The sequence below is a fragment of the Ochrobactrum sp. PL_is483 genome (genome assembly GCF_055816855.1).
Map to the genome: position 1 here is coordinate 77,202 of NZ_JBVPGS010000024.1, position 16,926 is coordinate 94,127.

Genomic DNA, 16,926 nt, shown 5'->3' on the forward strand with positions numbered 1-16,926 from the left:
CGTTTCATCATGAGTTTAAGTCATGCATAATCCAATTTTCAATGCTTTTATTTGATGAGAAAGCGCCGCATGCTCATTAAAAATAAACATAAGGGAACACGATGGACTACGGTGATAGTATCGACCGCAATCTGGTCAGTATCCTGGAAGAAAACGCGCGGATGCCTGCGAGTGAATTGGCGCGGCGGGTAGGTCTTGCCCGGTCGAGCGTTCAGGAACGGATAGGTCGGCTTGAGCGGCGCGGCGTTATATTGGGTTACCGTGCCATCGTGCGCCGGGCAACGGACGATAACAGCATTTTCGCCTATCTGTTCATCACCGCCTCGCAGCGCCTTGTGCAACGCTTGTTCGCAACATTGCGTGCCTATCCGGAAATCGTGACTGCTGATGCCATCAGCGGCCCGGCCAATATATTGTGCCGGATTCATGTGGGTTTTCTTGAGGACCTGGAGGCTTTGATTGAAGAGTTGGCGCAGATCGAGGGGGTCGAAAACGTCAGTTACTCGGTAGTACTTTCCAATAAGTTCAATAGAGAAAGCAGCCTGGCGCATTCCAGCGCACAGTAAAGCTTGCTTCAAAAAGAGGGAAACAACAATGAATAGACGTGAGTTTATCCAGACAACACTTTTCGGTAGCGCGGCGGTCATGTTCGCACCTGGATTATCCTGGGCTGTTGACGGGGGCGCGACGCTGAAAGCCATCAAAGAGCGCGGTGTTTTGCGCATCGGCGTGTTCAACGGCACAGCCCCATACTATCAGAAAAATCTTGCGACCGGAGAATGGGCCGGCTTTTGCGTATCCATGGGCAAGGACCTTGCAGAATATATTGGTGTGCAGCTGAAAATGGTCGAAACCACCTGGGGCAACTCGGTCATGGATCTTCAGGGTGACAAGATCGACATCATGTTTGCATTGAGTAACAATCCTGAGCGCGCAAAGGCTGTCGATTTCACTCAAGCGATGATGGATAACGTCTTCACCATCATTACCAGCAAGGATCGCGAGATTAAAAACTGGGAAGATCTGAACAAGCCCGAAATCCGCGTTACGGTCGATCTTGGTTCGACCCAAGACCTTTTCGCCCGCAGAACCTTGCCGAACTGCACACTCGTTGCGCTCAAAGGAGCCGACGAAACGATCATTGCGCTGCAGTCTGGCCGCGCCGACGCAATCTTGCAGGTTGCGCTCATGTCGGTTGTCACGACGCATAAACTTGGTGGCAAATACAAGGTCTTCATTCCTGAGCCGCAGGATAGTCAACCTACAACGATCGGCGTCCGTAAAGACGCAAATGGTGAATTCCGAGACTACGTTGATGTCTGGCTTAAAAGGCGTCGTGAAGAGGGGAAGGTCAATGAATGGATCGTCGGCAGCCTGTCGCTGGTGGGTGTCCAACCGTCTGACCTGCCACCGACTTTGAAGTTCTGACCCGTCGACCGTCATGCAGCGTCAGCCAGGATCACTCGGTATCATCATGCTTGACACTGACTTTCCGCGTCCGCCCGGAGATGTCGGCAATCCGGCGTCATGGGAGATGCCGGTAAAGTTCAAAAAGGTAAGCGAAGCTTCGCCTGAGAGGGTCATTCGTCAGGGTGGTGCCGGGTTGATCGAAGACTTCGTCATCGCGGGCGAGACTTTGATCGGCGAAGGATGCAGCTCGCTCGTTACGTCTTGTGGCTTCATGGCGCGTCACCAGAGCACGCTGAGCAGGAAGCTGTCGGTACCCATTGCGACCTCCAGCCTGCTTCAGTTGCCAATGGTCAGCGCCTTGATTGGCCCGCAGCGGAAGGTGGGAGTCATCACCTACGATGAAACAAGCCTTGACGATGCGATCTTTACTGCTTGTGGTGCCGACATCAGCACACCCAGAATTGGCATGCCAGTCGGCGGCGCCTTTCGTGAGTTGATCGAAGGCGGTGGAATTTACGACCGCCCGGGGCTCGAAACCGAAGTCGTACACGCGGCACGGGAACTGAAGACACGGAGGCCTGATCTTGGCGCCATCGTCCTTGAGTGCACGAACATGCCGCCATTCGCGCAAGCGGTCACAACAGCATGCGGCGTGCCGGTGTTCGATATTCTGTCGCTGGGACATTGGCTGTTCAATTCGACCTATTGCGGAGCCTTCGCCGGGAAGTCAGAAAGAGTGAAGTAATGGATTATCAATGGGACTTTTCCGGCCTTTGGCAATATCGGGGATTATTCCTTCAGGGTCTGGCCTATACTGTCGGTTTCACGATCATAACCGTATTTTCGGGAATTTTCGTCGGGACAGTCTTCGCTTTGGGCAGGCTTTCCGGCAACAAAATCATCACCGTGCCCATTATGGCGGTTGTTGAGATATTCCGCTGTACGCCGGTGCTGGTGCAACTGGTCTGGTGCTATTACGCACTTCCAATGTTGATTGGTTTTGAAATTTCGCCGGCCATGGCGGCTTTTATCACACTTACTTTTTACGGCGCTGCATTTTATGCGGAAATCATTCGTGGCGGCATCGTTTCCATCGAGGCAGGCCAGTGGGATGCAGGACGCGCAATCGGAATGCGCCGCGGCCAACTCATGGGGAAAATCATATTACCGCAGGCCCTCCGCCGCATGGTGCCGCCATTGGTCAACCAGTCCGTGCTTCAGCTTAAGAACACATCGCTTTTGTCGGTTCTCGCCGTGCCGGACCTTCTTTACCAAGGCCAGCTTGTTACCTCGGCCACCTATCGGCCGCTCGAAACCTACACCTTGATTGCACTGCTTTATCTCGCAGTTCTTTTCCCTCTGACACGGCTCGCCCATGGGCTGGAGGGGAGGTTGAAATGACGGACTGCACGAGGCAAGCAATTCTTGGGGAGAGAAGCTATGACTGCTGAACCGATGATCGAAGTACGCGGGCTGAAAAAGTCTTTCGGCGAAATCGTGGTGCTTCGCAATATCAGCCTCACGGTTGAGCGCGGACAGGTGGTTGCGCTTATCGGGCCAAGCGGCTCGGGCAAATCGACACTGTTGCGCAGTCTTAATCTGCTTTCATTGCCAGACGCGGGTTACATCTCAATTGGCGAGCAGAAGATAGATTTCTCGTCCGGGCGTGTGTCTCTAAAGGACAGATATCTGGCGGCATTTCGCGCCAATACCGGGATGGTGTTCCAGAACTTCAATCTGTTTCCGCATATGAGCGTTCTCGATAATGTCATGATCGGGCCTGTGACCGTTCTCAAACAAGACAAAAAGATTGCCAGCGAATTGGCTATGGAATTGCTGGATAAGGTCGGACTCGCAACCCGCGCGGATTCCAGGCCGGAGCAGTTGTCAGGAGGTCAGAAACAGCGCGTTGCGATTGCAAGAGCGCTCGCAATGCGTCCGGATGTGATGCTGTTTGATGAGGCGACATCGGCTCTCGACCCGGCCCTCGTCGGCGAAGTCCTCGCGGTTATCCGGCAATTGGCCGAACAGGGCATGACAATGATCCTCGTTACCCATGAAATGGCCTTCGCTCGTGATGTCGCTGACAAGGTCATTTTCATGCAGGATGGCTATGTCGTTGAAACCGGTGATGCTCGCCAGGTGATAAATGAGCCGCGCGAAGCCGCAACGCGAGAGTTCCTGAGCCATTTCCATGGCGGCCTCGCATAAATGCACGTACAGAACGGATAAATGTCATGACAGGCAATGTCATTGTCGTCGGAGCTGGCATTATCGGCTCCACCACCGCCTTGCGGCTCGCTGAGGCAGGCATGAAGGTAACGCTGTGTGATGGTTCGGAACCCGGTGGCGAACAAAGTGCCAGCTACGGCAATGGGGGCTGGATTAGCCCTGCTTCGATCATTCCGATGAGTATGCCGGGACTGTGGAGGCAGGTTCCTGGGTTCCTTCTGGATCGCAACGGGCCGCTGACCCTTGACTGGAAATCGGTTCCTCGGCTGACGCCGTGGCTTTTGCGCTTCCTGCTTGCTGGTGCCACCAGATCACGAGTTACAAAAACTGCTGCGACGTTGAACTGGTTGCTCAATGACGCTCCGAAACGGCATCTTGATCTGGCTAGCAAGACCGGGCAGGCACATCTCATCGTGCAGAGGGGCCTGCTTTACGCTTACCCTGATCGTGCTGCTTTTGAGGCTGAAGCGCTGAGCTGGCAGTTGCGTCGCGATAACGGCATTCTGTTCGACGAGTGGGAAGAGGTGGAACTGCGTGAACGTATCCCGGCGCTTGGAAACAATTTTCGCTTTGCCATTCATGTGCGGGAAGGTGCGCATTGTCTCGATACCGGGAGCTATGTTGCCGGTATCGCCGCGCAGGCGGAAAAAGTGGGCGTTCATCGCATCCGCAAGAATGTCATCAGGGTACTTACCGGTGTCTCTCCTCGTGTCGTCTTCGACAATAATGAAAGTATTGCCGCGGACTATATCGTGCTCGCGGCGGGCATTCATTCCGGTCGCATCATGCGGGATCTTGGCTTCTATGTGCCGATGCAAAGCGAGCGCGGCTATCACGTGACGTTGCCGATGAATGAACTTCCCTTCGACATACCGATCATGCCGAGTACCGGCCGTATGGGCAATACGCCGACCAACATGGGTTTACGTTTATCCGGTCAGGTCGAACTTGCAACGGTGGAGAAAGCTCCCGACTGGCGACGTTCGGAGGTACTGCTTAAGCACGCATTGGCGAGTTATCCCAACCTGGCAAAACAGGATCTCCAGCATCTCAAACTCTGGATGGGGCATCGCCCGTCACCCGCAGATGGCGTTCCGGTGATCGGCAAACTTTCCCGCCATCCCGGGATTATTGCTGCCTTCGGTCACGGTCATATCGGGATCGCGGCGGCCCCCAAAACAGCCGATATGGTTTTCGAGGAAATCAACAATGTTGCCTCCGAACGCGCTCGCGATTTTTCCCCGGCGCGTTTCGGCCACTAAATTTCAAAGGAAGAAGCAATGATGCTCAAAGGTGGCTTCACAAATTATGGCCAGCAGATCGGCGTGCTTATGCTGGACACGATTTTCCCACGTCCGATCGGCGATATCGGCAATGCGCTCTCCTATGATTTTCCGGTTCGCTACAAGACGGTGAAAGGAGCTCATGCTACGCGGATCATGGGTAGCAATCCTGATCCAAAACTAATCGAACCATTTATCGAAGCCGCTCGTGAACTGGAAGCGGAAGGTGTGCGTGCCATCACCACGAGTTGCGGTTTTCTGGGGCCGTTCCAGCAAGACATAGCGGCGGCGGTTAATATTCCAGTCTTCACGTCCGCATTAATGCAAGCGCCGATTATCCATGCCATGCTGGCTCCAGACAAAATCATCGGTATTTTTACCGAGCGAGCGCATCACATGAATGAGGCGCATTTTAAAGGCGTTGGCTGGTCATCCGATGTGATCCCGGTGCAGGTGCAGGGGATGAAGGCAAATGCGGAGTTTCCGCAGACGTACATCGAGGGCCGCGATTATCTCGATACAGAAGTGCTTAAAGAAGAAATGCTGGAAATGACGCGCGAGTTCATGAAAAGCTGCGAAAATCCCGGCGCTATTCTGTTTGAATGCACGAATATGTGCCCTTTTTCATCCCATGTTGCGGCTGAATCCGGTTTACCGGTGTTCGACATCAACACGCTGATCAGCACTTTCTATCTGGCCGCAAATCCACGTCGTTATCTGTAAGCTCAATCCGACAAACTGAATAGCCCCGAGATTTGTAGACGCCTTCTTTCCTAATTTTGAGGCAAGAAGAGCATCATGAGCAAATCGAATTTCAGCGAAGATTTTAAACGCGATGCTGTGCGTCAGATCACTGAGCGGGGCTATCCGGTTGCGGAGGTTTCTCAACGGCTGGGCGTTAGCCAGCATTCGCTCTATGAATGGAAGAAGAAGTTTGCTGCCTCGAACGCGAAGGGCAGCGATGAGGCCGAGAAGATCAGTCTGTCGTTTGTCCTCGCTGGCTCGTTCGCTCAGCGGAGTCATCAGCCAGGCGTAAAATCCACTCGGATAAACTTGCAAAAGGCGGCACAGAGGTGGCTCGGTTTGTTTGAACAACTTTGTGCGGATTCTAAGTGGCTTCCGGCACTGGTTAAGCCGTCGTAGTCTCGTCTGATCACTTGCGTTGACCGAGCTGGTCGAATGGCTAGGTGTTCCAGTCTGCCGCACATCCAATTTGCGTAAGGTTATATGATACAAGACTATGCAATGATTCACGATCAGAAGAGACCGAGGGTCCTCAACAAGCCTTCAAATGTATGTTGATGATAATCTTTTATAATTCCCCGCTCCGCAGGAGGAATTTGATCTACAATAGAATTTTTCCTGTATACGCTACTCGGGCTATAACCGAAATATTGTGTAAAAGTGCGGCTGAAATTGGCCGAGGATTCGATGCCAATCGCCAGTCCGATGTCCGCAATTTTCTGGCTACCCGTAGGATCTGCCAGCATGGCATGAGCAGTGAGAAGGCGACGTCGGCGGATATAGTTGGCGACACCGCCGGTAACTTCAAATAACTCATAAAGCCGCGTCCTGGAAATCGCCAGTTCCTTGCAGAGCCTGTCGATGTTCAGATCCGGTGAAGAAATATTGTTTTGGATGAAGCGTCTGGCCCGGGTCATTAATCCGACTTGAGAAAGCTGATCTTTGCTCTCAGTCCGATCTACCAAGGCAGTAACAGCATCAAACACCATTTCTTGCAGGCGGACTTTCACAACTGCCAAATCGTCATGCGTGAAACGTTCGAGGTTGGCTTCAACGCTTGAAAGATAGTCCAGAAGCAGACTAACCCGATGCCCTCCTATAACGGCATTGTTGCTGGCTGGCGGTAAACCACCCTGATCAAAAAACAGGTCAACGGGGATAACCAGGCTTATCGTTGTCACAGCCAGGCTTCGCCCACGAAACGGTCGGCCGAGCGAACGAACTTCCATCATGCCCGGCTCATTTTGTGCAACATGGCCGTCCACTTCGGTCCAAGTGCGACCTGAGCGGAGGAATGCGATGCGCCAGTGATCAATCGGACTGAATCGAATCTTTTGGGGCGAGCGCTCGTATCCATAGGCCGGAACGGTCTCCTGAACGACTAACATGCCTCCCAGATTCCACACCGTCTGCTGGACAATAAACCCGTTCTGAATATCTGCGCCGTCCGGCAACCGGCAATCCAGTACGGGGGCCATATGCTCCTGCCAGGCAGGAAACTGCTGGGATTTTGGAAGCTCTGCTGTTCCAAATCGTAATGGAACCAGAATGCCCTTCCTCTCCTTATCGATTCCAAGCGGAGCATTGGACACGCGTGGATGACGGCGGCGTTCAACAAATCCCGGTTGTAACAGATCCTCCTTGCCACTCATAATCCTACCTCCAACTTCATAGTTCCAATGAGTGCGTCCATTTCTGGAACGCATTCTGCGACATCCAATGGATGGTGTAGTCAGTCAGTCATTACTTACCCAAGCTGAATGGCTCATGAATGGTTTGTGTCGCCGCTGATCAGCCCTCCAAAGCCCAATGCATGGGGTGCGATTGTCCAGAACACATCTGTGATTTACGAAATCACTCGCTTGTCCGTCTCCTCGCTGACATTTTCTATTGCCCGCAAAAATGGACGTTTTGAAAACTTTTCCGGACAAGTTGATATCGCCATGCTGAGTTGTAACGGATATCTAGATGGCCGTCAAAGTTGATTTCAAGAAAAATGTCTGAACAAGAAAATACGTTTTGAATCGAAGAAAGTATCTTCGTCCATCTGTCAATGGCGACCAACAATCCTTCCTGCCATCGGAGGCTTTCGTGGGTAAAGTAACTAATTCAGCAAGCGGTAATTCTCATCAGAAATCGGTGAGACGCATTCTTGTGGCCGGTGGTGCTGGTTTTCTTGGCTCACATCTTTGCGAAAGGCTTCTGAACGAGGGGCATTCAGTTGTCTGCGTGGATAATTTCTCCACCGGCAGGATGGAGAACTTGCAATACCTTCTGAGCTTTGACACGTTCAGCTTCGTGCGCCACGACATTGTGGAGCCTCTCGATCTCCCCGTTGACGAAATCTATAACCTTGCGTGTCCGGCTTCGCCGCCGCACTATCAGGTAGACCCTGTTCATACGATGAAGACGAATGTGATTGGCTCGCTCAATCTTCTGGAATTGGCTGTTCGCTATCAGGCGCGGATTTTCCAGGCCTCAACGTCGGAAGTCTATGGTGATCCCCATGTGCATCCGCAGCCCGAGAACTATTGGGGCAATGTCAATTCTTTCGGTCCTCGCGCCTGTTATGATGAGGGCAAGCGATCCGCTGAGACCCTGTTCTATGATTTTCATCAACAATACGGAGTCGATACCCGTATTGTGCGCATCTTCAATACGTATGGACCGCGTATGCGCCCGGACGACGGTCGCGTCGTGTCAAACTTTATCGTACAGGCACTGAAGTCCCAGGATATCACCGTCTATGGCGACGGTTCGCAGACCCGTTCCTTTTGCTATGTGGATGATCTCATCGAGGGCTTCCATCGACTAATGTATAGCCCCCGGGCGATCCATACGCCGGTCAATATCGGCAATCCCGGTGAGTTCACCGTCGGCGAACTGGCGAGGCAGATCATCGATATGACCGGTTCACGCTCGAAAATCGTCTATCGCCCGCTGCCGATAGACGACCCGCGCCAGCGCCGCCCCGATATTGAAGTGGCGCAACGGGAACTCGGATGGGAACCCGCCGTGGCGCTTGCCGACGGTCTGACGTCAACGATCGCTTATTTTGAGCGGCAACTGACCAATCCTATCGGGAAGTTCGCGGAGGCAGCGTAAGTCACCTCCGAACGGGCATGGCGTTGCGACTGACAACGCCATCCAACCACCAGACCCGCAAATGTGAAACTGATGAACACTGCGCATTAGCGTGCGCAGATACTTCTATGCGTTCCAGGAAAAGACAGCGATGACTAAGAAAACGGTGTTGGTTGCCGGTGGGGCAGGCTTTATCGGCAGCCATACGGTCAAGCTTCTTGCCAGGCAGGGTTATGAGCCTGTTGTCTATGATAATCTCTCGACGGGACATCTGGCATCCATCCGCTGGGGAGACTTTGTCGAGGGCGACATCCTCGACACACGTTTGCTGATCGACACGATCGAAGAACACGATCCCGCTGCCGTCATTCACTTCGCCGCGTCCGCCTATGTCGGTGAGTCTGTCGAAAACCCCGCCAAATACTATCAAAACAATGTCAGCGGGACGCAGTCTTTGCTGGAGGCATGTCGCAGAACCGGCGGACGCAATGTGATTTTCTCTTCCAGCTGTGCGACCTACGGGATTCCAGATCAATTACCGATATGCGAAGGCGAAGTGCAGCGTCCCATCAATCCTTATGGGCGGACAAAGCTGATCGCTGAGGAAATGCTGGCCGATTATGCGGCCGCTTACGGAATGCATTATGTTGCCTTGCGCTATTTCAACGCCTCCGGCGCAGACGTAGAAGGCGAACTGGGCGAGGCGCACGATCCGGAAACACATCTGATTCCGCGTGCCATGATGGCGGCGGTCGGATGTATTGATGTTCTGGAAGTCTATGGCGACGATTACGATACAGCGGATGGTACCTGCATTCGCGACTATATTCATGTCACCGATCTGGCACGTGCGCATGTGCTCGCTGTTGAACATCTGATCAACAATCGTGGCAACCTTGCAGTCAATCTCGGCAGCGGGCGGGGCACCTCCATCAAGGAAATCCTTGATGCCATCAGCCGGGTGACCGGCCGCGAAGTGCCGGTTGCAATGCGCGCGCGGCGTGCGGGCGATCCGCCCGTGCTCTATGCTGATCCGTCGCTTGCTGCGGAGAAGCTTGGCTTCAAGACGATTTACTCCGATCTCGACACGATCATTCGCACAGCTGCTCCCTTCTTCGGTCTGGAGGTACTCTCTTGAGAACTTTCAGGAAAGACGACGGCGCTGTCCACACAGTGCCGTTGATGGTGCCGATTTTTACCGGCTGGCAGCGGGCTGAATACCTGTTCGGCGCGGGACTTTGGATGGCGGCGCTGCTGTATTTCTGGAGTTGGTGGCTTGAACCTGCCAACCATATTCAGCTTGGCGGCACCGTTGTGGTTACGGCGATCCTGATGTGGGTGACGCTGTTGCCAATCTATTTCATCGTGCTCTTCTTTCGCGCGACCCGTCCGAACGGGCCGCTGAACCTGCCGAAAGGCAGCCGGATCGCAATGGTCGTGACGAAAGCTCCGTCAGAACCATTCCTCGTGGTAGCAGAGACCCTGCATGCCATGCTGGCGCAAGACGTACCGCACGACACATGGTTGGCCGATGAGGATCCGTCTCCCGAAACGATTGCCTGGTGCAGGGCGAACGGGGTTTTCATTTCTACCCGCAAGGGACGCACCGATTATCATCGACAAACCTGGCCGCGTCGTACTCGCTGCAAGGAAGGCAATCTGGCCTTCTTCTACGATCATTACGGTTATGAACTTTATGATTTCGTGGTGCAGCTCGACGCCGATCACGTTCCTGAACCGGGTTATCTGTTCCAGATGCTGCGCCCCTTTGCCGACCCTGCGATCGGTTATGTTTCAGCTCCCAGCATTTGCGACCGCAATGCTGCAGAGAGCTGGTCGGCGCGAGGGCGCCTTTATGCAGAAGCCAGCATGCATGGTTCGTTACAGGCTGGTTACAACAACGGTCTCGCACCGCTTTGCATAGGATCGCATTATGCCGTCCGCACCATTGCCTTGCGTGAGATTGGTGGTCTTGGGCCGGAACTGGCGGAAGATCATTCCACCACGCTCATGATGAATTCTTATGGGTGGCGTGGAGCACATGCTCTCGACGCCATCGCTCACGGTGACGGGCCGCGCACCTTTGCTGATCTTGTGACCCAGGAGTTCCAATGGTCTCGCAGCCTGGTGATGCTCCTGCTGCAATATTCTCCGAGGTTCGTCCGCACTTTGCCCCCGCGACTGAAGTTCCAGTTCCTGTTCTCTCAGTTCTGGTATCCGCTATTTTCGTTCTTCATGGCATTGATGTTCATCTTGCCTATAGCGGCCTTGGTGATGGGCGAGAATTTCGTCGGCGTGACCTATCCCGATTTCTTGAGCCACTTCCTGCCACAGGCGATCATATTGATCCTTTTGGCATACCGCTGGCGCAATTCGGGAACTTTCCGTCCTTACAATGCGAGGGTTCTCAGCCTTGAAATGACGTTTTTTTTGTTCGCACGCTGGCCATGGGCGCTGGCTGGCACGCTTGCTGCCGTGCGTGACTGGGCAACGGGTTCCTTCGTGGATTTCCGCGTGACACCGAAGGGCGCAGCCGACGTGGATCCACTTCCATTGCGTGTGCTAGCCCCGTATGGCTTCCTCGCTATCACCTCGATCATGCCGGTATTGCTCATACCCGACGCCAGCGATGAATCTCGGGGGTTCTACATCTTCGCGATCATCAATGCGCTGATCTACACGGTGCTCCTATTCGTCATCGTCGTACAGCATGCAGGCGAGAACACGGTTCGCTACAAAACACGCATCTATCGCCCAGCTCTCGCAGCAAGTCTTGTTGCTCTCGTCGCGCTGCCGGCCCTTGCATCTGTCGAGCGTGGACGCGAGGGCATCGAGGCGCTTGCATGGGGAACTCGGAGCTTTTCTCTCTTCGATGATCGCTTTGCTGTGGCCGGTGCAGGGGTCGGGGGGCGTAGCATTCGTCAAAGCATTTTCAACCCACGCTGGCGCACCGATGCCGGCAACAATTCAAATCGCAAGTAAGAGACAATTACATATGAAGATTGCTGTTATTGGAACCGGCTATGTCGGATTGGTCAGCGGGACTTGTTTTGCAAGCTGGGGCCACGAAGTCGTGTGCGTCGACAAAAACCAACAAAAGATTAATAGTCTTAAAAGCGGAATCTTGCCGATCTATGAGCCAGGCCTGGATGAACTCGTTGAATTCAACGTGGCCGAAGGGCGTTTGAGCTTCACTGGTAATCTGGCAGAGGCAGTGAAGGGTGCAACTGTCGTCTTTATCGCTGTTGGTACGCCGCCACGGCCCGGTTCCGGAGATGCAGACCTTTCCTTCGTTTACATGGCGGCACGCGAACTGGCGCCGTTGATCGACAATCACACGGTTGTGGTGACGAAATCCACCGTGCCTGTCGGCACCGGCGACGAGGTGCAGAAAATCATCGGCTCGGTCCGCAACGCTAGCACTTTCTCGGTGGCGTCAAATCCCGAATTTCTGCGCGAGGGCGTTGCCATCCGTGATTTCCTGGAGCCGGACCGCGTCGTTATCGGCGTCGAGGACGAGCGCGCCCGCAAGGTCCTCATGGAACTCTACAGCGCACCGCTTGAAGCGCAAAATGCTCCGATCGTTGTAACGCAGCGCCGCACTTCGGAATTGATCAAATATGCCGCCAACGCGTTTCTGGCGACCAAGATCACCTTCATCAATGAGCTGGCTGATCTCTGTGAACAGGTTGGCAGCAATGTTCGTGAACTGGCGCTCGGAATGGGCCTCGACAAACGGATCGGAACGAGTTTCCTCAATGCCGGACCCGGCTATGGTGGCTCCTGTTTTCCCAAGGACACAATGGCGCTTTTGCGCACGGCTCAGGATTATGGTGTCGCCGTGCGGATCGTACAGGAAACGGTTACAGCAAATGAAGCGCGCAAGCGCCGCATGGCTTTGAAGGTCATGGATGCGCTCGACGGCGACATCGAGGGGCGGACGATTGCTGTTCTGGGGCTCACCTTCAAGCCGGATACCGACGATATGCGTGACGCGCCGTCGGTCCCGTTAATTGAAACATTGCAGCGTTTCGGCGCAAGCGTTCGGGCGTACGATCCCGTGGGGATAGAAAACGCAAGCAAAATTCTCACCGATGTGGAGTTTTGTGATGACGCCTACGAATGCGCCCGCGATGCCGATGCAATCGTCGTCATCACGGAGTGGGACAGCATCCGCAGGCTTGACCTGTCGCGTTTGAAGAAGCTCGTGCGCCGGCCGGTTCTGGTGGACCTTAGAAATGCTTTCGAACCCGGTGCAGCTGAAGAGCTCGGCTTTCATGTTTCGGCAATCGGACGCCCAACACCGGTCCGGCATCTTAGCGATGCGAAGATCGCATTACCGCAAAAGGTCAGGCGGACCCATTCAGAACGAGCAAACGGTACTCACATCGAACTGGCTGGAGGTTCCATTGACAATCCTTAAATCGGAACGCTCGCAGAACCGCAGCGGTATTCGAATGATGATGGCTATTGTTACAGCGGTATTTACGCTTGCGGGGCCGGCTTATGCAGAGGTGCCGCAGAATGTTGTGTTGCCCGCTGGAGCCCGCGCCATGACGGCGATCGAGATATTCAAACTCTATAGAAACAAGAGCTGGCAGTGGGAGAATGGTGCAGGCCGGATGAAGGTTGCAGGGCGCCACTTCAGCGCATGGATCGACAGTGACGAGGGCAAATCGTGGGCTGAAGGCCGATGGGTTATCACCCATACCGGCCAGATGTGTCTCAAGGCGACATGGCATTCGGCAAATGGCGCGGCTCCGGGCAGCGTTTGTTTCTCGCATAGGGTCCATGATGGAACTGTCTATCAAAAACGAGAACCCGATGGTGGGTGGTATGTCTTCCGGCATTCCAAGCCCCAGGAAGGTGACGAGGCCAGCAAGCTCATGACGTCCGATCTGGTGTCCGAACGGCTGGAAGGTATGAAGGCTGTGCTTTCTTCGACACAAACATCCGAACAATAGAAGGGAGGGGGCTATGAAAGGTCTCTTGAAAGTCATCGCGGGATTGCTCGGGAGTGCGGTTGTTTGCGGTGCAGTCTTTGCTGCCAGCGGCGTGTCGGGTGCCAGCGTCGACGGGCGCCCGTTTCATGACAAGCGCCCTGTAATAACGGAGCGATCAATCACGCCCGGTGCCTATGATCCGCACGGGGACTATACCAATGATCCGAATTCGAAGATCGAGCACCTGTTCCTTCCCTGGGAGGACGTGGATCTTGCGACACTTAAGACGGCAGACGAATATGCACGTCAACGCGGGCGCTCCTTGCTGATTACTATTGAACCCTGGTCATGGGCCCGCGACTGGCGTGTCAGCCCGGAGGACCTCCTGAGTGGAATTCTGGCGGGGCGGTACGATTCCAATATGGCTGCGGTCTGTTCTGAAGCAGCAAAGTTGAAGAGCCCGGTCACCATCCGCTGGGCACAGGAAATGGACGACAAGGAGGGACAGTTCACCTGGGCCTACTGGAAACCGGAAGGCTACGTGAAGGCCTACCGGCATGTCATCGACATCTGCCGCAAGCATCTTCCAAACGCGCAATATATGTGGTCACCGCGAGGAGATGCCCAGTTGGAAGCCTATTATCCGGGTGACGAATATCTCGACATCGTCGGTCTGTCGGTGTTCGGCTACCAACCCTATGACAAGCTGGTTGTCGGGCGAGACACGACATTCGTCGAGCGCACCAAGCCGGGATATGATCGTGTGGCAGGTTTTGGCAAACCAGTTGCCATTGCCGAGCTCGGTTATGAAGGCAGTGATAGCTACGTACGGGACTGGGCGGCGGAAGCCAACAAGCCCCACGCCGAGTTTCCGGCCCTGACCGCCGTCATCTACTTTAACGACCGTGAAGTCTACCCATGGCCGCGTGGTGTCGGACGCCCGGACTGGCGCGTTGCAAACCATCCGCTCGATTGATCCGTGTAATTCAACCGGAGCGGCTTGTTATTTGTGAAAACGCCGCCGCTCTTTTCTTTGCATTCTTGCAGTTCCGCCAAGCCAGCTTGCTGGAATTGCTCGATCAACAGGAAGAAGAAAATGCGATTGAAGCATTTCATCATTGCGAGCGCTGCGATGTTAGCGCTCTCCCTGGCAGGCAACGCCAGTGCAGCGCCAAAGCCGGCGACGGATAATACCGTCACCCAACTGGCGGCCGCGGCCTCACCGATGAAAGGCCATGCGCTTGAAAAGCTCTATGCCGGTCGCACCTGGAAATGGAAAACCGGCGGCGGATTCTTTTCCAGTGAGAAAGCCCGTGGCTGGCTTCTTTCTGGGGAACAGAAACAATTCTCCGCTTGGTCCGGCAAAGGCGCGGCCACAACCCATGCTACAGGCTATTGGTATGTGACCGATGGCGGAAAGCTCTGCTTGCGCGCGCTCTGGAGCAGCCAAGGCGATAGCAGCGGCGCAGTCACCTGCTTCCTGCACCGCGAGAAAAATGGCGTGATCTACCAGAAACCCGCTCTTGGCGGAAAATGGTATGTCTTTGCGCACAATCCAGTTCGGAAAGACGACGAAATACGCAAACTGGTCAAAGGTGATCGGGTAGGCGCAGAAGTGGCGCGGCTGAAGGCTAATCGCCGATAAAGAACGATAGTGCGGGGGCTTCTCGAGCGTTGCTCGGGAACTCTGGCCTGTCGTTAATTTAACAGATGAAAAGTTTCACGTAGAGGGCGAAAAACGATGTTAAAGACCAACGAATTCCCACATTTTAAATCACGTATCGGAAAGACCTGCATGACAATCATGGCGGCGTCGGTGGGCGTGATGATGGCGTGGTCCTCAGCAGTGGCTGACGAATTAACCTGTAGCGCTCCAGAAAATGGCGAAGCGCGGGTCAGCCTGCGTTTGCCGGAGAATGCACGGCCAATGACGGCAGTGGAACTTCATGAACTCTACCGCGACAAGAGCTGGAAATGGTGCGATGGCGCCGCTTACATGCAGGACAAGGATCGGATATTCAAGGGATGGGCAGGGTCGGGTGCCCGTGCTTCCTGGGCCTTGGGACATTGGACCGTGGCCGACACCGGAAGGATGTGCCTTGAGGCCGACTGGCATGCTCCAAATGGCACATCCAGCGACAGGACGTGTTTCGAGCACATGATCGATGGCCAGACCATCTACCAGAGGAAGGAACCGACCGGCGGCTGGTACGTGTTCAAGCATTCCGAACTGCAGGATGGCGATGAATTCACCAAACTTGTCCCTGAGGACCTGGTTTCGGAGAAGCTGGAGAAACTCCGCAGTCAATAATTGCGGGACATATTCAACGTAGAAAAAGCTGCCGGACTTTCTGATCGGCGGCCTACGATAAAAAGCCGGTTTGGCGGATGGTATCTGCCACCGGCAGCGTGTCTGCTCCTTGATACGACGATGGCTATTTCCCCTTCCAGACAGGATCGCGCTTTTCGGCGAAAGCTCTGGCGCCTTCCAAATTATCCTCCGATCCATAAAGAATGTCGACCGTCGCCAACTTGCGCCGCATAATGAGGTTCATCATGGTTTGGAAGTCCTCGCTTTCTGCGCGCCGAACAGTCTCCTTGATCGCGGCGTAAACGAGTGGAGGACCGGAGGCGAGCAGACGGGCGATCTCCCAAACGCGTTCCTCGAGCCTCTCCTGAGGCAGGACTTCGTTGACGAAACCCCAGCGATGAGCTTCTTGAGCGTCGACCCACCGGCCGGTCAGCAAAAGTTCCATGGCTATGTGGTATGGAATGCGTTTCGGAAGCCGGATACTTGCTGCGTCTGCAATGGTTCCGGAGCGAATTTCGGGAAGCGAAAAGGTCGAATGGTCCGAGGCATAGATCAGGTCACAGGACAGCGCCAGTTCGAAGCCCCCGCCTGCGGCCATGCCACTGACACATGCGATGACAGGTTTGTTCAGGTCTCGCAGTTCCTGGATGCCGCCGAAACCGCCAATTCCGTAGTCGCCATCGATAGGCGCGCCTTCTGCCGCGGCTTTCAAATCCCAACCGGCAGAAAAGAAACGGTCGCCAGCGGTCTTGAGGATGGCGACACGTAATTCCGGGTCATCGCGGAAGGCTGCAAAAATTTGACCCATCGCGCGCGATGTCGGCAGATCGATGGCGTTGGCCTTCGGCCGATCCAGCGTAACTTCCAGAATAGCACCGTCCCGGCGGGTTGTTATGGCGCCTTCGGCATATGTGCTCAT

The 16,926-nt window shown here is 54.6% G+C and carries 18 protein-coding genes and 1 pseudogene; 17 read left to right on the forward strand and 2 right to left on the reverse strand.

Annotation, left to right across the window (positions count from 1 at the left end):
* The first annotated feature begins 101 nt into the window (after positions 1–101).
* The 8 genes and pseudogenes from AC0TNJ_RS03870 to AC0TNJ_RS03905 all read left to right on the forward strand — a co-directional run.
* Positions 102–566: an Lrp/AsnC family transcriptional regulator gene (locus AC0TNJ_RS03870; RefSeq protein ID WP_473770302.1), complete on the forward strand. Its 465-nt coding sequence runs from the start codon at positions 102–104 to the stop codon at positions 564–566.
* A gap of 79 nt (positions 567–645) precedes the next feature.
* Positions 646–1,428 (forward strand): transporter substrate-binding domain-containing protein, encoded by a 783-nt coding sequence (locus AC0TNJ_RS03875; RefSeq protein ID WP_473770303.1) that lies wholly within the window; start codon positions 646–648, stop codon positions 1,426–1,428.
* 46 nt (positions 1,429–1,474) lie between these two features.
* Entirely contained in the window at positions 1,475–2,155 is a 681-nt protein-coding gene (locus AC0TNJ_RS03880) for an aspartate/glutamate racemase family protein (RefSeq protein ID WP_473770304.1), read from the forward strand.
* Positions 2,155–2,811 (forward strand): amino acid ABC transporter permease, encoded by a 657-nt coding sequence (locus tag AC0TNJ_RS03885; protein ID WP_473770330.1) that lies wholly within the window; start codon positions 2,155–2,157, stop codon positions 2,809–2,811. Before AC0TNJ_RS03880 ends, AC0TNJ_RS03885 begins: the two co-directional genes overlap by 1 nt.
* A gap of 39 nt (positions 2,812–2,850) precedes the next feature.
* Entirely contained in the window at positions 2,851–3,621 is a 771-nt protein-coding gene (locus AC0TNJ_RS03890) for an amino acid ABC transporter ATP-binding protein (protein ID WP_122002603.1), read from the forward strand.
* A 26-nt stretch (positions 3,622–3,647) separates the two neighbouring features.
* Positions 3,648–4,904, forward strand: a complete 1,257-nt coding sequence (locus AC0TNJ_RS03895; protein WP_473770305.1) for an NAD(P)/FAD-dependent oxidoreductase — start codon at positions 3,648–3,650, stop codon at positions 4,902–4,904.
* Between the two features lie 18 nt (positions 4,905–4,922).
* The gene (locus AC0TNJ_RS03900) at positions 4,923–5,648 is read left to right on the forward strand and encodes an aspartate/glutamate racemase family protein (protein ID WP_473770306.1); all 726 of its coding nucleotides are present in this window, start codon (positions 4,923–4,925) and stop codon (positions 5,646–5,648) included.
* 75 nt (positions 5,649–5,723) lie between these two features.
* A pseudogene (locus tag AC0TNJ_RS03905) lies at positions 5,724–5,903 on the forward strand (transposase); the annotation flags it as partial.
* A 278-nt stretch (positions 5,904–6,181) separates the two neighbouring features.
* Here AC0TNJ_RS03905 and AC0TNJ_RS03910 read toward each other — a convergent pair.
* Positions 6,182–7,321 (reverse strand): AraC family transcriptional regulator, encoded by a 1,140-nt coding sequence (locus AC0TNJ_RS03910; protein ID WP_473770307.1) that lies wholly within the window; start codon positions 7,319–7,321, stop codon positions 6,182–6,184.
* Positions 7,322–7,447: 126 nt separating this feature from the next.
* On the opposite strand from AC0TNJ_RS03910, the gene AC0TNJ_RS03915 reads away from it, so the two are divergent.
* From AC0TNJ_RS03915 to AC0TNJ_RS03955, 9 genes are all read left to right on the forward strand, one after another.
* A complete protein-coding gene (locus AC0TNJ_RS03915) occupies positions 7,448–7,654 on the forward strand; it encodes a hypothetical protein (RefSeq protein WP_473770308.1) in 207 nt (68 codons plus the stop codon).
* A 106-nt stretch (positions 7,655–7,760) separates the two neighbouring features.
* Positions 7,761–8,774: a UDP-glucuronic acid decarboxylase family protein gene (locus AC0TNJ_RS03920; protein ID WP_473770309.1), complete on the forward strand. Its 1,014-nt coding sequence runs from the start codon at positions 7,761–7,763 to the stop codon at positions 8,772–8,774.
* A gap of 130 nt (positions 8,775–8,904) precedes the next feature.
* A complete protein-coding gene (galE, locus tag AC0TNJ_RS03925) occupies positions 8,905–9,891 on the forward strand; it encodes a UDP-glucose 4-epimerase GalE (RefSeq protein ID WP_473770310.1) in 987 nt (328 codons plus the stop codon).
* 44 nt (positions 9,892–9,935) lie between these two features.
* Positions 9,936–11,735, forward strand: a complete 1,800-nt coding sequence (locus AC0TNJ_RS03930; protein ID WP_473770331.1) for a glycosyltransferase family 2 protein — start codon at positions 9,936–9,938, stop codon at positions 11,733–11,735.
* Positions 11,736–11,748: 13 nt separating this feature from the next.
* The gene (locus tag AC0TNJ_RS03935) at positions 11,749–13,176 is read left to right on the forward strand and encodes a UDP-glucose dehydrogenase family protein (RefSeq protein WP_122002596.1); all 1,428 of its coding nucleotides are present in this window, start codon (positions 11,749–11,751) and stop codon (positions 13,174–13,176) included.
* Positions 13,177–13,210: 34 nt separating this feature from the next.
* Complete coding sequence (locus AC0TNJ_RS03940; protein ID WP_473769476.1) at positions 13,211–13,717, forward strand: DUF995 domain-containing protein; 507 nt, start codon at positions 13,211–13,213, stop codon at positions 13,715–13,717.
* Positions 13,718–13,730: 13 nt separating this feature from the next.
* Positions 13,731–14,672, forward strand: coding sequence for a glycoside hydrolase family 26 protein (locus AC0TNJ_RS03945; protein ID WP_473769202.1), 942 nt, complete (start codon positions 13,731–13,733; stop codon positions 14,670–14,672).
* Positions 14,673–14,792: 120 nt separating this feature from the next.
* The gene (locus AC0TNJ_RS03950) at positions 14,793–15,341 is read left to right on the forward strand and encodes a DUF995 domain-containing protein (protein ID WP_473770311.1); all 549 of its coding nucleotides are present in this window, start codon (positions 14,793–14,795) and stop codon (positions 15,339–15,341) included.
* 96 nt (positions 15,342–15,437) lie between these two features.
* On the forward strand, positions 15,438–16,007 hold the full coding sequence (locus AC0TNJ_RS03955) for a DUF995 domain-containing protein (protein WP_473770312.1): 570 nt from the start codon (positions 15,438–15,440) through the stop codon (positions 16,005–16,007).
* A gap of 124 nt (positions 16,008–16,131) precedes the next feature.
* Here AC0TNJ_RS03955 and AC0TNJ_RS03960 read toward each other — a convergent pair whose 3' ends face one another.
* The gene (locus AC0TNJ_RS03960; protein WP_473770313.1) at positions 16,132–16,926 is read right to left on the reverse strand and encodes a carnitinyl-CoA dehydratase; all 795 of its coding nucleotides are present in this window, start codon (positions 16,924–16,926) and stop codon (positions 16,132–16,134) included.

Coding starts and splice junctions, on each gene's coding strand:
- galE (WP_473770310.1), top strand. CDS start 8,905: ATGACTAAGAAAACGGTGTTGGTTGCCGGTGGGGCAGGCTTTATCGGC.
- AC0TNJ_RS03910 (WP_473770307.1), bottom strand. CDS start 7,321: ATGAGTGGCAAGGAGGATCTGTTACAACCGGGATTTGTTGAACGCCGC.
- AC0TNJ_RS03895 (WP_473770305.1), top strand. CDS start 3,648: ATGACAGGCAATGTCATTGTCGTCGGAGCTGGCATTATCGGCTCCACC.
- AC0TNJ_RS03960 (WP_473770313.1), bottom strand. CDS start 16,926: ATGAGCACATATGCCGAAGGCGCCATAACAACCCGCCGGGACGGTGCT.
- AC0TNJ_RS03945 (WP_473769202.1), top strand. CDS start 13,731: ATGAAAGGTCTCTTGAAAGTCATCGCGGGATTGCTCGGGAGTGCGGTT.
- AC0TNJ_RS03890 (WP_122002603.1), top strand. CDS start 2,851: ATGACTGCTGAACCGATGATCGAAGTACGCGGGCTGAAAAAGTCTTTC.
- AC0TNJ_RS03880 (WP_473770304.1), top strand. CDS start 1,475: ATGCTTGACACTGACTTTCCGCGTCCGCCCGGAGATGTCGGCAATCCG.
- AC0TNJ_RS03955 (WP_473770312.1), top strand. CDS start 15,438: ATGTTAAAGACCAACGAATTCCCACATTTTAAATCACGTATCGGAAAG.
- AC0TNJ_RS03900 (WP_473770306.1), top strand. CDS start 4,923: ATGATGCTCAAAGGTGGCTTCACAAATTATGGCCAGCAGATCGGCGTG.
- AC0TNJ_RS03875 (WP_473770303.1), top strand. CDS start 646: ATGTTCGCACCTGGATTATCCTGGGCTGTTGACGGGGGCGCGACGCTG.
- AC0TNJ_RS03870 (WP_473770302.1), top strand. CDS start 102: ATGGACTACGGTGATAGTATCGACCGCAATCTGGTCAGTATCCTGGAA.
- AC0TNJ_RS03935 (WP_122002596.1), top strand. CDS start 11,749: ATGAAGATTGCTGTTATTGGAACCGGCTATGTCGGATTGGTCAGCGGG.
- AC0TNJ_RS03950 (WP_473770311.1), top strand. CDS start 14,793: ATGCGATTGAAGCATTTCATCATTGCGAGCGCTGCGATGTTAGCGCTC.
- AC0TNJ_RS03885 (WP_473770330.1), top strand. CDS start 2,155: ATGGATTATCAATGGGACTTTTCCGGCCTTTGGCAATATCGGGGATTA.
- AC0TNJ_RS03940 (WP_473769476.1), top strand. CDS start 13,211: ATGATGATGGCTATTGTTACAGCGGTATTTACGCTTGCGGGGCCGGCT.
- AC0TNJ_RS03930 (WP_473770331.1), top strand. CDS start 9,936: ATGGTGCCGATTTTTACCGGCTGGCAGCGGGCTGAATACCTGTTCGGC.